Consider the following 13,914-nt stretch of genomic DNA (forward strand, 5'->3'; position numbering starts at 1 on the left):
TTCACCGGCGTGACGCCGCCACCTCGTCGAGGACTCTGACGGTGTCCGCTCCCAACTCCGGCGCACTGCCCCGTGGTTGAGGTGGCAGCGGTGACCGTACAGCGTGTGTCTGCCGCAGCCGTGGGCAGTGCACGCTCCAGGCACCGTTGTCGCCGTGCAGTGGGTGAGCCGCCGGCGGTGGGCCGCCGGTGAAGGCCGCAACGACCTCCCTCATCGCCACGTCGATCAGGTGACCGCCACCGGTCGCGAGGGAGGCAAGTACTCCGAGCCCGGCCACAAGACCGGTGAGCGGGTCGGCGACGGCATCGGCGCAGAACACCGGCTCGCCGCCCGTCCAACCGACGAGGCCGCCCGCCACTGCGGCGTCGTCCCCGAAAGCCACCCGGTCGGGGTGTGCACGGCCGTATCCGGTGATGGCAAGCCACACCTTGCCCGGGCGGTGTGTCCGCTGTTCCGGGGCCACCCCCAGCTGCCGCAGTGCGCGTGGCCGGGAGGCCTCGATGACCACGTCGGCGGCGTCGATCAGGGCCGCCAGGGCGGTGCGGCCCTCGCGGGTGGTGAAGTCGACGGCGACGCTTTCGTGGCCGGCGTGCAGCCAGTCGTAGAAGAGGCGCTTGCCGTTCCGCGTGCCGTCGGGGCGGCGGGTGCTCTCCACCTTGATCACGCGCGCGCCCGCCTGGTGCAGCAGGTCGGCACACAAGGGTCCGGCCCAGAGCGAGGAGAGGTCGACAACCAGTGGGCGCCGGCCGGGCACCGGGCGTGCCGAGGGCGCAATACGTTTGACCTGCCAGGGAGTTGGAGGGACCGATGGTGCGGGCGAGAGCCCCGCGGCCGGGATACCGAGCATCTGGGCGCGCTCCGCGACGTCCCCCGCCGGCATGCGCCGCACGGCCCGGGTGAGTGCTCGCCAGGGGTCGTCCACGTCGGTACGCCCCAGGAGTGCCGGGAGCAGTTCGAGGTCGTCGGCGCGGCCGAGGGAGACAGCGCACCATCCGTCCGCCGCCCGCAGCAGCCGGGTCGCCCCACCCGCGGAAAGGCGACCGTGCCGGGTCAGCCCCAGTGCGCCCGCGCGCCCGGTGAGCAGGGCCAGGGGGTCCACACGGACCGGGTGGGCGAGGGCAGCTCCAAGAGGCTGGAGTGCGGAAGCGGCGGCCCGCAGCAACGGGACGGCGCTCGCCGGTGAGAGCACGGGCGGGCCGGAGGCGTGACCGGTCAGGGACATGGCGCCGGACGTGGCCCAGTCCCGGCAGGGGCAGTCGGCCGTCCCGGTCGGGGTCGGCGGATCGGCCAAGGTCGACGGGCGGGTCGAGATCGTCGGCCCGGTCAGGACCGGCGGCCCGGGTGCGTCGTCGATCGCGGCCAGCCAGCGCCGTACGGTCGACGGCCCGTCGCCGCCGGCCCGCGCGTGGTCGTTCACAGCCCCAGCGACTTCGCGACGATCACCTTCATGACCTCGCTGGTGCCCCCGTAGATCCGCGTGATCCGGGCGTCGGTGTACAGCCGGGCGATCGCCTGCTCCTGCATGTAGCCGTATCCGCCGAAGAGTTGGAGGCACCGGTCGACCGCCCGCGCCTGCATCTCGGTGCAGAACAGCTTCGTCTTCGCCGCGTCCGGACCGGACAGGTCACCCGCGACCAGGGCGAGGACGGCCCGGTCGAGCATCGCCTGGGCGGCCTCGATCTCCGTTGCCACGGCGGCGAGTTCGAACTTCGTGTTCTGGAAGGACGCGACCGGCTTCCCGAAGGCCTTGCGCTCCTTGACGTAGGCGATGGTCGCCTCCAGGGCGGCGGCGGCTTGTGCGACCGAACCGACGGCGACCGTGAGGCGCTCCTGAGGCAGGTTGTGGCCGAGGTAGCCGAATGCGGCGCCCTCTTCGCCGAGCCGGTTCGCCACGGGCACGCGGACGTCGTCGAAGGCCAGCTCGACGGTGTCCTGCGCTTTGATGCCGATCTTCTCCAGGGTGCGGCCGCGGGTGAAGCCGGGCATGCCGTCCTCGACGACGAGCAGGGTGAGGCCGGCCCGCCGGTCGTCCGGGTCGGTCGACGTACGTGCCACGACGATCACCAGGTCGGCGAGGAGACCGCCCGTGATGAAGGTCTTCGCGCCGTTGACGAGGTAGTGGTCTGCGTCGCGTACGGCGGTGGTGCGGATGCCGGCGAGGTCGGAGCCGGTGCCCGGTTCGGTCATGGCGATGGCGGTGAGGAGACTTCCGGTGGCCAGGCCCGGGAACCAGCGCTCGCGCTGTTCGTGGTTCGCGTACGCGAGGAAGTACGGGAGGATCACGTCGAGTTGGGTGCGTACGGTGCCCAGCGTCACCAGGGCACGGGCGGCCTCCTCCTGGAGGACCACGTTGTAGCGGTAGTCGGCGACGCCCCCTCCCCCGTATTCCTCGGGGATCGCGACGCCGAGCAGCCCCAGGGAGCCGAGCTTGTGGAACACCTCGCGCGGCAGCTGCCCGGCCTTCTCCCAGTCGGAGTAGTGCGGGACGACCTCCTTGGCGATGAAGTCGCGGGCGAGTTCGCGGAACGCCTCGTGGTCGGGGGTGAAGAGGTCGCGGCGCATGGTTCCGGTCCCCTTCAGTGAGCGGCGAGTTCGACGACGGTGGCGTTGGCGGTGCCGCCGCCTTCGCACATGGTCTGCAGGCCGTAGCGGATGCCGTTCTCGCGCATGTGGTGGATCATCCGGGTCATCAACACGGCGCCGGATGCGCCGAGCGGATGGCCCAGGGCGATGGCGCCGCCGAGCGGGTTGAGCAGGCGGGGGTCGGCGCCGGTCTCGGTGAGCCAGGCGAGAGGTACGGGCGCGAAGGCCTCGTTCACCTCGTACACCCCGATGTCGGCGAGGGCGAGGCCCGCCTTGCGGAGCACCTTCTCCGTGGCGGGGATCGGACCGGTGAGCATCAGTACGGGGTCGGCGCCGACGACCGCACCCGCCCGGTACCGGACCAACGGGGTCAGGCCCAGCTCACGGGCCTTGTCCGGTGTCGTCACCAGGAGTGCGGCCGCGCCGTCCGAGATCTGGGAGGCGTTGCCCGCGTGGATCAGGCCGTCCTCGCTGAAGGACGGCCTGAGAGAGGCGAGCTTTTCGACGCTGGTGGTGCGGCGTACGCCTTCGTCCGCGCTCACCGTCGCGCCCTGCGCGGTCACCGGGACGATCTGGCGGTCGAACGCGCCGGCGTCCTGCGCGGCCGCGGCACGCGCATGCGACAGGGTGGCGAACTCATCGGCCTGGGCACGCGTGATGCCCCACTTCTGCGCGATCTTCTCCGCGGATACGCCTTGGTTGAAGTCGAATCCGTCGTAGCGGGCCAGGACTTGAGGGCCGTACGGCTGCCCACCCGCCCTCGCGGCGCCCAGCGGCACCCGGCTCATGACCTCCACGCCGCCGGCGACGACCACGTCCATCTGCCCGGACAGGACGGCCTGCACGGCGAAGTCCAGAGCCTGCTGACTGGAGCCGCACGCGCGGTTGACCGTGGTGCCGGGCACGGACTCGGGCCAACCCGCCGCGAGGACCGAATAGCGGGCGATGTTGGCGGACTGGTCGCCGATCTGTCCCACGCAGCCCCACACCACGTCGTCCACCACGGCCGGATCGATACCGGTGCGGTCGACGAGTGCGCCCAGGACCACGGCGGAGAGGTCGGCGGCATGGACGGCGGACAGGCCTCCGCCCCGTTTGCCCGCGGGAGTGCGGACCGCCTCGACGATCACTGCTTCAGGCATCGCGGGGTTCCTCCGGTGACGTGGTGACGGGCGCGACGGCGGACGCGGGTACGGCCCAGGTCCCCGTGAAGACAGGTGCGCGTTGCTCGGCGAAGGCCGCGTAGGCCTCGGGGGCGTCCGACGTCGCGAAGTTGACGGCCTGTGCGCGTGCCTCCGCGGAGAGGGCCTCGCGCAAGGTGTGGCCCATGCCCTCGTTGAGCAAGGCCTTGCTCTGGGCGAGTGCGATCGCGGGTCCCTGGGCGAGGCGGACGGCGAGCTCCTCGACGTAGCCGTCGATCTCCTCCTCGGGCACCACCCACGTCACGAGCCCCATGGCGTGGGCCTCTTCCGCGTCGATCGTCTCCGCGAGCAGCGCGAGCCGCTTGGCCTGCTGCAGTCCGACGTGCCGGGGCAGCAGCCAGGAGCCGCCGAGGTCGAGGGAGAGGCCGCGGCGCGCGAAAATCTGTGAGAACCGGGCGCCCGGAGAGGCCGCGACGAGGTCGCAGCCGAGAGCGAGGTTCCAGCCCGCTCCGACGGCGACCCCGGTGACCTTGGCGATGGTGGGCACGGGCAACTCGTGCAGCAGCAGCGCCACGTCGGTCAGGGTCCGCATCCGGTGCAGGGGGTGGGTGTCGGGACGGGGGCTGCTGAGATCGGCGCCCGAACAGAACGCTCCCCCGGCACCCGTGAGTACCAGGGCCCGTACGGACCGGTCCTCGCCGACCGCCACGAGCGCGTCGTGCAGCGCGGACCAGAGGGCGGTGTCCAGGGCGTTCTTGCGGTGCGGGCGGTTGAGGGTGAGGGTGCGGATGCCCTCGGGGGTGTCGTGGGTCAGCAGAACGGGGGTGGTTCCGTTCCGGGCCTCGTACGCCGTCACGCCGGCCCCCTGGCCTCGGGGGCTTCCCCGATCACGCCGGCCCTCTGGCCTCGGGAGCGTCCCCGATCACCCCGGCCTCCCGCAGCGCGGCGATCTCCCCCGCGCTCAGGCCGAGTTCGCCGAGCACCGACTCCGTGTGCTCGCCGAGGCCCGGTACCGCGCCCATCCGCGCCTCGTAACCGGAGATCACCGGTGGCGGCAGCAACGCCGGGATCTCGCCCGCCGGGGTGGCCACGCCGCGCCAGCGGTCGCGGGCGGTGAGCTGCGGGTGAGTGTTGACGTAACTCGGGGTGTTGTAACGGGAGTTGCCTATGCCGGCCCGGTCGGCGCGGTCCTGGACCGTGCTCAGGTCGTGGCGGGCGCACCAGACGGCGATCTCCTTGTCGAGGAGTTCACGGTGGGCGCACCGGCCGGTGTTGGTGCGGAAGCGGTCGTCGGCGGCGAGGTCGGGCCGCTGGATCAACTCCGTGGCCAAGCGCTGCCACTCGCGGTCGTTGGTCGTGCCGAGGACGACGGTCTGGCCGTCGGCGGTGCGGTACGCCCCGTACGGCGCGACGGCCGGGGAGCTCATGCCGAGCGGGTCGGGTTCCAGGCCCGAATGGCGGGTGTACGTGAGCGCGTAGCCCATGAGCTCGGTCATCGTGTCGAAGAGGCTGACGGCCACCGAAGGCGCGGGGTCGCAGCCGGATCCGCGTGCCCTGTCGAGCCCAGGCCCCCGTTCCCCGTCGAGCCCGGGTCCGCGCCTCTCGTACAGCAGTGCCACGATGCTCAGCGCCGCGTACAGACCGGTCGTGGTGTCGGCGACCGGCGGTCCCGGTTTCGCGGGGGCGCCGGGGTGCCCGGTGATCGAGCAGGCGCCGGACTCGGCCTGGACGAGAAGGTCGTACGCGCGTTTGTGGGAGAGCGGGCCGCCGGGGCCGTAGCCGTCGATCTCCACACCGATGACGCCGGGGTGGCGGGCGGCGAGGTCGTCCGGCGCCACACCGAGCCGGGCCGTGGTGCCCGGCGTGAGGTTGGAGACCAGGACGTCGGCCCGGTCGAGCAGCCGGTGCAACAGGTCCAGGCCCGGCTCGGTCTTCAGGTCGAGGGTGACCGACTCCTTGCCTCGGTTGGCCCACACGAAATGCGCGCCGAGTCCGCCCACCACGTCGTCGTAGTGACGGGCGAAGTCACCCCCGCGCGGGTTCTCGACCTTGATGACGCGGGCCCCGAGGTCGGCGAGCGTGCGGGTGCACATGGGGGCGGAGACCGCCTGTTCCAGAGCGACGACGGTGACGTCGGCGAGCGGTCCCCGCACTCGATGTCCCTGCACTCGATGGCCCCGCCCTCCATGTCCCCGCCCCCCGGTTCCGGGCATCAGATCACCAGGCCGCCGTCGACGGGCAGGACCTGCCCGGTGACGAACGACGCGGCGTCGGAGGCGAGGAAGACGAAGGCCGGGGCGACTTCCTCCGGCTCGGCCCACCGGCCCATGGGGATACGGGCGAGCATGGGCCCGGCGAACTTCTCGTGCGTACGGATGGTTTCCGTCATCGGCGTGGCGGCCAGCGGTGCCACGGCGTTGACCGTGATCTGCTTCCGTGCCAGCTCGCGGGCGAGCGACTTGGTCATCCCGATGATCCCGGCCTTCGCGGCCGAGTAGTTGACCTGGCCGAGCGTGCCGGTGAGCCCGGCGGACGAGGTCACGTTGATGACGCGTCCGCCACCGCCCACGGGCAGGAACGGCAGCGCGGCCTGCGCGCAGCGGAACGCGCCCATCACATGGATGTCGACGAGCCGCGTGACGCTCTCCTCGGTGAGGTCCGCGAACATGGCCGGCGCGGTGACACCGGCGTTGTTCACGAGGATGTGGAGGCGACCGTCGGCGAGTTGGGCGGCCCGCGCGCAGGCGGCGTCGGCGGCGGCCCGGTCCCGTACGTCGAGAACCGCGCTCTCCGCCTTGCCGCCTTCGGCACGGATCCTCTCGGCCCTCGCCTCGGCCGCCACGCCGTCGAGGTCCGTGACCAGCACGGTGGCGCCGGCCCGGGCGAGTGCCTGCGCCACGGCGGCACCGATGCCCGCCGCGGCGCCGGTGACGAGGGCCGAACGGCCGGTGAGTGCGAAGGGGTTGGCGGCGTCCGCCACGGTGCGACCTCCTGGGTCCGGCGAGGAAAGGGCTATGACGGGCTGCTTCGACGGTCCGGGGGCCGGGCCGGTCGGCCGGGCCGGTCGGGCCGGTCGGGCCGGTCGACGGCGTGTGAGCCGATCGGGCTACTTCGACGCTGCGGCGACCGCCCGCTGCGCCCGCTCCCGGTATCCGGCGAGCTTCTCGGCGGGCGCGACGACCCGGTGGCTGCGCGACTGGACGCTCACGTCGTGCCCGGCCGCCGCCGCCCGCAGCGCACCCACCGTCGCCTGCTCGCGCGGCACATGCGAGAAGGGGTCGAAGGAGAACCAGCGCATGGCGTTCGCGTACGTCATCTTGTCGATCTCGTCGTCCGGCACCTGGCAGGCGTCCATGACCCCGCCCAGTTCCTCGGGCGCGCCGGGCCACATGGAGTCGCTGTGCGGGTAGTCGGCCTCCCAGCAGATGTTGTCGATGCCGATGTCGTGCCGCAGCCGCACGCCCAGCGGGTCGCTGATGAAGCAGGTCAGGAAGTGCTCGCGGAAGACCTCGCTCGGCAGCTTTCCGCCGAAGTCCTGCAACGTCCAGGTGGAGTGCATCTCGAAGGTCCGGTCGACACGCTCGAGGAAGTACGGGATCCATCCGGTGCCGCCCTCGGACAGCGCGATCTTCAGGTCGGGGTAGTCCTTGACGGGCTTGGACCAGAGCAGGTCGGCCGCGGCGGTGACGATGTTCATCGGCTGCAGGGTGATCATCACGTCCGGCGGGGAGTCGGCGGCCGGGATGGTGAGCCGGCCAGAGGAGCCGATGTGCACGGACATCACGGTGTCGGTGTCGACGAGGGCCTTCCACAACGGGTTCCAGTACGCGTCGTGGAAACTGGGATAGCCGAGGGCGGCCGGGTTCTCGGTGAAGGTGAGCGAATGGCAGCCCTTGGCGGCGACCCGCCGCACCTCGGCCGCGCACAGCTCCGCGTCCCAGATCGCCGGCAGCGCCATCGGGATGAAGCGGCCAGGATAGGCGCCGCACCACTCGTCGATGTGCCAGTCGTTGTACGCGCGCACCAGGGCGAGGGAGAAATCGGGGTCCTCGGTGGCGAACAGGCGGGCTGCGAAGCCGGGGAACGAGGGGAAGTTCATCGAGGCGAGCATGCCGCCCGCGTTCATGTCCTTGATGCGTTCGTGCACGTCGTAACAGCCGGGCCGGATCTCGTCGAGACCCTGCGGCTCCATGCCGTACTCCTCCTTCGGCCGCCCGGCCACCGCGTTGAGCGCGGCGTTCGGGATGACCGTGTCGCGGAAGGTCCACACGTCGGTGCCGTCGTCCCGGTGCACCAGGCGCGGGGCGTCGTCGCGGTACTTCTTCGGCAGGTGGTTCACGAACATGTCGGGCGGCTCGATGATGTGGTCGTCGACGCTGATCAGGATCATGTCGTCCCGGTGCATGACGGGCCTCCAAGCGCGTACATACGCATGAGTACGAAGGTGTGCGGGCGGGCTCAGTCGGACGCGGGCAGCGGCTTGGCCGCCTTGACCTCCATCACGGTGCCGTCGCAGGCGAGCGGCCCCCTGCCCGCGGCGGTGCACAGCAGCTCCAGGGAACCGGAGGCGTCGACATAGCGCTTGCCGATGAGAGTGCCGGCGTTCTGCGTGGCGGGCGCGGCTGTGGCCGCCACGGGCGCCGCTTCGGCCGCCGGCACCATCGGCTCACCTCCACAGGTGAGCCGCGGACGGGCGTCGGCCTGCGCCTTCACCACGACCACACGGGTACCGCAGACGGTGCTGGCCAGTTGCGCTCCGGGGCGCAGCCCCAGGGCCGGTGACGTCATGCCGACTTCCCTTCCCCTGCCGGACAGGATTCCCCTCTCAGCAAACGGAAACTATCTTCTCCTCATCCGCGAATCAACCATTCGGACGCAACATTGCGCGATACGCGGGGCATTTCCGCCGCGCACGCCCGACGCCCGCCCCCGGTTTGCACGTTGACGGCACACCACCCCCGTGGAACCCTGAAGATAACCACCGAGAACAGCATTCTCGTGTTCGAGAACGGAGTGAACAGGTGACCTCACCCCGCCCGACCGACGACCTCATGGAGATCCACCAGCTCCTGGCCCGCTACGCGGTGACGATCACCCAGGGTGATATCGACGGCCTGCTCGAGGTGTTCACCGAGGACGGGACGTACAGCGCCTTCGGCGAAACCTACCCGCTCTCCGACTTCCCCGCGCTGGTCGCCGCCGCGCCCAAGGGGCTGTTCCTCACCGGCACCGCGCTGGTGGAGCCGGCCGGGGACAGCGCCACGGGCACCCAACCACTCTGCTTCGTCGACCATGCCACCCACGAGTTGCGCATCGGCTACTACAACGACACCTACCGGCGCACCGAACGCGGCTGGCGGCTGCGCACCCGCGCGATGACCTTCATCCGCCGCAGCGGCGCCCACGACTCCGGGCGTCCGCACGCCTTCGACCCGGCGGGCGCGTGAACGCCCAGGAGAGCCATGAGATCGCGCAGTTCCGCGCGGACCTGACCGCCTGGCTCGACGCGCACGACCTCACACCGGATCCCGCCGATCGCTCCCTGGACGCCCAGGTTGCGCAACTGGCCCGGGTACGCAGGGCGTTGTACGAGGCGGGCTGGATGCGCCACGGCTGGCCCGCGTCCGTCGGCGGGCTCGGCGGACCCGCCGTCCTGCGGGCCGTGCTCGGCGAGGAGGTGGCCACCCGCGGGCTCACGGAGCCCGGCATCTACTCCATGGTCGAAGTGCTCGCCCCGACGATGATCTCGTACGCCTCGCCGCAACTGGCCGCCGAAATGGTCCCGTTGCTGCTCTGCGGCCGTGAGCAGTGGTGCCAGGGCTTCTCCGAACCGGACTCCGGCAGCGATCTCGCCTCGCTCGCCACCCGCGCCCGGCCGCTCGGCGACGACTGGGTGGTCTCCGGCCAGAAGGTCTGGACCAGCCTCGCCCAGTACGCCGCCCGCTGTGTGCTGCTCACGCGGACGGGAGAGCCCGGGCACGGCGGCATCACCGCCTTCTTCGTCGACATGGACTCCCCGGGCATCACGGTCCGCCCTCTGCGCACGATGCACGGCGTCGACGAGTTCGCCGAGGTCTTCTTGGACGACGTGGTGGTTCCCGGCGCACGGATGCTCGGCCGACCGGGCGACGGCTGGCGCCTGGCGATGGACCTGCTGCCGCACGAGCGCTCCACCTGCTTCTGGCACCGCATCGCCCACCTGTACACGCGCCTGGACCGTCTCATCGAGGAGTGCCGCAACCCGGACGACACGGCCATCGGCGAGGCTTATCTGGCCCTGCACACCGCGCGCTGCCGGTCCCGCGCGACGCAGCGGCGGCTCGCGGACGGTGCGGTGCTCGGTCCGGAGACCTCGGTCGACAAGGTCCTTCTGGCCACCGCCGAGCAGCAACTGTTCGACACTGCGCGGGACTTGCTCCCGGGTGTGGTCGAGCTCACGGACGCCAACGACACCTGGCGCACCGAGTTCCTGTACTCGCGCGCGGCGACCATCTACGGCGGCACCGCCGAGGTGCAGCGCAACATCGTCGCCCGGCGGCTGCTCGGCCTCGGCAAGGAGTGAAGCCGGATGAACGCTGACACAACCGAGTTGGACCTGCTCGCCGAGGCCCTGCGCAAGACGATGACCGACCACACGGGCGCGGCCCTGGATGCCGCACTCGACGGCATGGGCTGGCGGGACATGCTCACCGAACTGCCGCATGAGACGGTTCCGCTGGTCTTCCGTCTGCTCGGCGAGACGGGTGCGCACGCCTCGGTGCTCAACGACGTGGTGCTCCACGAGGCGGGCCGCCCGCTGGGCGGCAGCGTGCCCCTGCCCTACGCCGGCGGTTCCCAGGTCGTCTGGGAGCGCGGCACCGATCTCACGCCCGCCGATGCACTGGACCGGGAACTGCCCTGGCGTCTCAGCCCCACCGGGACCGACGCGCCGCCTCCCGCCGCGGGCCGCCGAGCCCTGGCCTGGTGGCTGACCGGAACGGCCCGCGCCATGCTCGCCCTGGCCCGTCAACACGCCCTGGACCGAACACAGTTCGGTCGCCCGATCGCCTCCTTCCAGGCCGTACGCCACCGCCTGGCGGAAACCCTGATCGCGATCGAGGGCGCCGAAGCGGCTCTGACCGTGGCGGACGACGACCGCGGCGACCTGAGCTCCCTGCTCGCCAAGGCCGCCGCGGGCCGCGCGGCCCTGACCGCCGCCCGCCACTGCCAGCAGGTCCTCGGCGGCATCGGCTTCACCGCCGAGCACGCGCTGCACCGGCACGTACGGCGGGCGTACGCCCTGGACGGACTGCTCGGCAGCGCACGGGAGCTGACCCGCGAGGCGGGCGCACGGATCCGCAGCGAAGGCAGGGCCACGCGGATCGCGCAGCTGTGAGCGCCTCGCGGATCGCCCCATTGCCGGGAGCCGCGCGGATCGCCCGTTGGCAAGGACGACCCGCTCGGCCCGCCCCGCTCAGGCGTTGAAGCGATAGGACCCCGCACGCCGTCCGGGACGCGCCCAGATCTCGGCGTCGGTGTTGTACGGCACGGTCACCGCCAGTTCGATCCTGCCGTCCGCCGCCCGCCGGTGCCACTGCGAGGACACCTCACCGTGCACCGTTTTGATCGAGGCGCTCACCCGGTCCAGGGGTGCGGGCGCGAGGTCGAGATCCGACGTGTCCACGGGGAGACGGCTGTTGAAGGCCACGGCCGGGATGTACGGGCCCGAGTGCAGCACAGCGCTCGCGACGACCACATTTCCGCGCGCTTTAAGGCGGTTGACTTCCCCCAGCCACCATGCTTCGATTCCCATCGTACGGAAACGCCATTCTCACAGCACGCAACAACCCTCTCGTACGGGTGGTGTCGTGGTGCAACTTTCCGTGAAGGAGCGGATCCTGCTGGCCGCGGAGCGTCTTTTCGCCGAGCGCGGTCTCGACGGGGCCTCCCTGCGACAGATCAGCGCGGCCGCCCACAACGGCAACAACACGGCGGTGCAGTACCACTTCGGCTCGAAGGAGCGCCTGATCCAGGCGATCTTCGAATACCGCCTACAGGATCTCAACGAACGCCGCGCCGCCCTGATCGTCGGCCGGCGTCCGCAGAATCTGCGCACCTGGGTGGAGTGCCACATCGTCCCGGTGCTCGAACAGGGCGAACGGGAGGGCAGCCACTACCTCAGCTTCGTGGCGAAACTCCAGCAGCACGGCCGGCGGGACGTCCTCGACCGGCTCGCACCCGAACTGCTCGCACCGACGCACGTCTTCCGCGAGCGGGCCGGGGCGCTGCTGCCGCACCTGCCTGAGCCGCTGCGCGGCCACCGCATCGCCCACGCGATGGCGTTCAGCGTGCACGCCGGGGCCGAGCGCGAGCAGAGCCGGGCCCGTGACGAGGAGGTACTGCCGTACGCCGTCCACGTCGGGGGTCTCCTCGACGGCCTGGTCGGGTTCCTGCAGGCGCCGGTGTCGTCGGCCACCGCGTCGGCCCTGACGGAGGCCGGGGCGCGTGAGATCGCGCTGCCCGTCCATCCCTAGGGCCCGCACCACCTCACCCAGCTCCAACACCTACCCGTGCGCCAAAGGGAGTTCGATCACCATGGATCTACGGGACGCCGTCACGGTCGTCACCGGCGCGGGCAGCGGGATCGGACGGGCCGCCGCGCATGCCTTCGCCCGCCGGGGCGCGCGGGTGGTGGTCACCGACCTCGAGGCCGAACGGGCAGAGACGGTCGCCGCCGAACTCGCCGCACTGGGGCCCGACGCTGCGCGTGCCGTCGCCGCCGGTTGCGACGTCACCAGCCTCGACGACCTGCTGGCGGTAGGGGACTTGACGCTCGAGCGGTTCGGCCGGGTCGATCTCGTCATGAACAACGTCGGCATCCTGGCCGTCGGCCCCGTCGAGGACATCCCGCTCGAAGCGTGGCAGCGCGTCATCGACGTGAACCTGCTGAGCGTCGTACGCAGCAACCTCGTGTTCCTGCCGCTGCTCCTGGAGCAGGGGTCCGGACACGTGGTCAACACCGCCTCCACAGCAGGCCTGTTGCCCTACGGACACGACCGCCTTCCGTACACGGCGACGAAGCACGCCGTCGTCGGACTCTCCCAGTCCCTCGCGCTCTCCCTGCGGCCGCGGGGCATCGGTGTCTCCTGCCTGTGCCCGGCCGGAGTGGCCACCAACATCGTCGAGCAGATCACCTTCTACGGGGAGCCGGCACCCCCCAAGGGACCCCGATTCCCTGTCCTGGACGCCGAGTCGGTCGGCGAGCTCGTCGCCGACGGCGTCAGCGAGGACCGGTTCCTCATCCTCACCGCTCCCGAAGCCGCCGACGAACTGCGCGAACTCGGAGCCGACGTCGACCTCTACCTGTCCCGACTGATCAAGGACGCCTCATGAACGCACCGAGCAGCACCCTCGACCGGATGAGCCTGGGCGGCAAGGTCGCCGTGATCACCGGCGGCGCCGGCGCCATCGGCCAGGTCTATGCCCGCGCCCTTGCCGAGGCCGGGGCGCGGGTCGTCCTCGCGGACCTCGACGCCGAGGGCGCCGAACGGGCCGCCGAGTCCCTGTCCGCCGACGGGCTGCACGCGCTCGGCGTACGGGTGGACATCACCGACCGGGACTCCGCGGCCGAGATGGCACAGCAGGCCGTCGACGCCTTCGGCGGGATCGACATCCTCGTCAACAACGCCGCGCTGATGGCCGACATCCCCCAGGTCGACCTGCTCGATCTGCCCGGCGAGTGGTTCGAGCGCGTCATGCGGGTCAATGTGTTCGGCGCCATCGTGTGCGCGAAAGCGGTCAAGGCCTCGATGGTCGAGCGCGGCGGCGGGCGGATCATCAACCAGGTGTCGGCCGGTGCGTTCATGGGCGGCGGGATCTACGGGGTGAGCAAGCTCGCGCTGGTCAACGTCACGGTCGGGCTTGCCCGTTCACTCGGTCCGCACGGCATCAACGTCAACGCCATCGCACCGGGGCTCGTGGAGAACGAGCCCGGTTTCAAGAGCCTGCCGGCCGACCACCCGGCGCGCGCCGCGCTCGCCTCGGCCATCCCGGGCAAGAAGTCCGCCCCGGCCGAAGACCTGCTCGGCACACTCCTGCTGCTCGCCTCGGACGCCGGCGTGTGGATCAACGGGCAGACCATCAGCGTCGACGGCGGCTGGGTCACCCGGCTGTGAGCCGGGTTCACGACGGTGCCGTAGACGGTTCCGTA

15 protein-coding genes are annotated in these 13,914 nt (G+C 71.4%); 6 read left to right on the top strand and 9 right to left on the bottom strand.

The features are described from left to right. Nucleotide 1: 1 nt before the first annotated feature. The 8 genes from ACIBJB_RS06590 to ACIBJB_RS06625 all read right to left on the bottom strand — a co-directional run bounded on the left by ACIBJB_RS06590 (nt 2) and on the right by ACIBJB_RS06625 (nt 8,513). Entirely contained in the window at nt 2-1,417 is a 1,416-nt protein-coding gene (locus ACIBJB_RS06590) for a CoA transferase (protein ID WP_398927162.1), read from the bottom strand. Beyond that, nucleotides 1,414-2,562, bottom strand: a complete 1,149-nt coding sequence (locus ACIBJB_RS06595) for an acyl-CoA dehydrogenase family protein (RefSeq protein WP_398927164.1) — start codon at nt 2,560-2,562, stop codon at nt 1,414-1,416. The genes ACIBJB_RS06590 and ACIBJB_RS06595 overlap by 4 nt, the downstream gene beginning before the upstream one ends. 14 nt (nt 2,563-2,576) lie before the next feature. Then, complete coding sequence (locus tag ACIBJB_RS06600) at nt 2,577-3,725, bottom strand: thiolase family protein (RefSeq protein ID WP_398927166.1); 1,149 nt, start codon at nt 3,723-3,725, stop codon at nt 2,577-2,579. Then, a complete protein-coding gene (locus ACIBJB_RS06605) occupies nt 3,718-4,581 on the bottom strand; it encodes an enoyl-CoA hydratase/isomerase family protein (RefSeq protein ID WP_398927168.1) in 864 nt (287 codons plus the stop codon). Before ACIBJB_RS06605 ends, ACIBJB_RS06600 begins: the two co-directional genes overlap by 8 nt. Before the next feature lie 31 nt (nt 4,582-4,612). Further along, nucleotides 4,613-5,878 (bottom strand): CaiB/BaiF CoA transferase family protein, encoded by a 1,266-nt coding sequence (locus ACIBJB_RS06610; protein ID WP_398927170.1) that lies wholly within the window; start codon nt 5,876-5,878, stop codon nt 4,613-4,615. A 59-nt stretch (nt 5,879-5,937) separates the two neighbouring features. After that, complete coding sequence (locus tag ACIBJB_RS06615) at nt 5,938-6,705, bottom strand: SDR family NAD(P)-dependent oxidoreductase (RefSeq protein WP_398927172.1); 768 nt, start codon at nt 6,703-6,705, stop codon at nt 5,938-5,940. A 126-nt stretch (nt 6,706-6,831) separates the two neighbouring features. Beyond that, the gene (locus ACIBJB_RS06620; protein WP_398927174.1) at nt 6,832-8,130 is read right to left on the bottom strand and encodes an amidohydrolase family protein; all 1,299 of its coding nucleotides are present in this window, start codon (nt 8,128-8,130) and stop codon (nt 6,832-6,834) included. Between the two features lie 53 nt (nt 8,131-8,183). Then, the gene (locus tag ACIBJB_RS06625; protein WP_398927176.1) at nt 8,184-8,513 is read right to left on the bottom strand and encodes a hypothetical protein; all 330 of its coding nucleotides are present in this window, start codon (nt 8,511-8,513) and stop codon (nt 8,184-8,186) included. 233 nt (nt 8,514-8,746) lie between these two features. On the opposite strand from ACIBJB_RS06625, the gene ACIBJB_RS06630 reads away from it, so the two are divergent. From ACIBJB_RS06630 to ACIBJB_RS06640, 3 genes are read left to right on the top strand one after another with little or no spacing between them, the layout of a single operon-like run. Then, a complete protein-coding gene (locus tag ACIBJB_RS06630) occupies nt 8,747-9,172 on the top strand; it encodes a nuclear transport factor 2 family protein (RefSeq protein WP_398927177.1) in 426 nt (141 codons plus the stop codon). Then, nucleotides 9,169-10,287: an acyl-CoA dehydrogenase family protein gene (locus ACIBJB_RS06635; RefSeq protein ID WP_398927179.1), complete on the top strand. Its 1,119-nt coding sequence runs from the start codon at nt 9,169-9,171 to the stop codon at nt 10,285-10,287. Before ACIBJB_RS06630 ends, ACIBJB_RS06635 begins: the two co-directional genes overlap by 4 nt. Before the next feature lie 6 nt (nt 10,288-10,293). Then, nucleotides 10,294-11,100, top strand: a complete 807-nt coding sequence (locus ACIBJB_RS06640) for an acyl-CoA dehydrogenase family protein (RefSeq protein WP_398927181.1) — start codon at nt 10,294-10,296, stop codon at nt 11,098-11,100. A gap of 78 nt (nt 11,101-11,178) precedes the next feature. Here ACIBJB_RS06640 and ACIBJB_RS06645 read toward each other — a convergent pair whose 3' ends face one another. Beyond that, nucleotides 11,179-11,517 carry an alpha-L-rhamnosidase C-terminal domain-containing protein gene (locus ACIBJB_RS06645; RefSeq protein ID WP_398927183.1) on the bottom strand — a complete coding sequence of 113 codons (339 nt, stop codon included), beginning with the start codon at nt 11,515-11,517 and terminating at the stop codon, nt 11,179-11,181. A 55-nt stretch (nt 11,518-11,572) separates the two neighbouring features. On the opposite strand from ACIBJB_RS06645, the gene ACIBJB_RS06650 reads away from it, so the two are divergent. From ACIBJB_RS06650 to ACIBJB_RS06660, 3 genes are all read left to right on the top strand, one after another. Continuing rightward, entirely contained in the window at nt 11,573-12,238 is a 666-nt protein-coding gene (locus ACIBJB_RS06650) for a TetR/AcrR family transcriptional regulator (RefSeq protein ID WP_398927185.1), read from the top strand. A gap of 61 nt (nt 12,239-12,299) precedes the next feature. Then, the gene (locus tag ACIBJB_RS06655; protein WP_398927187.1) at nt 12,300-13,097 is read left to right on the top strand and encodes an SDR family oxidoreductase; all 798 of its coding nucleotides are present in this window, start codon (nt 12,300-12,302) and stop codon (nt 13,095-13,097) included. Then, the gene (locus ACIBJB_RS06660) at nt 13,094-13,879 is read left to right on the top strand and encodes an SDR family oxidoreductase (RefSeq protein ID WP_398927189.1); all 786 of its coding nucleotides are present in this window, start codon (nt 13,094-13,096) and stop codon (nt 13,877-13,879) included. Before ACIBJB_RS06655 ends, ACIBJB_RS06660 begins: the two co-directional genes overlap by 4 nt. Nucleotides 13,880-13,914 lie beyond the last annotated feature (35 nt).

The organism is Streptomyces sp. NPDC050759 (genome assembly GCF_044456945.1).
GTDB lineage: Bacteria > Actinomycetota > Actinomycetes > Streptomycetales > Streptomycetaceae > Streptomyces.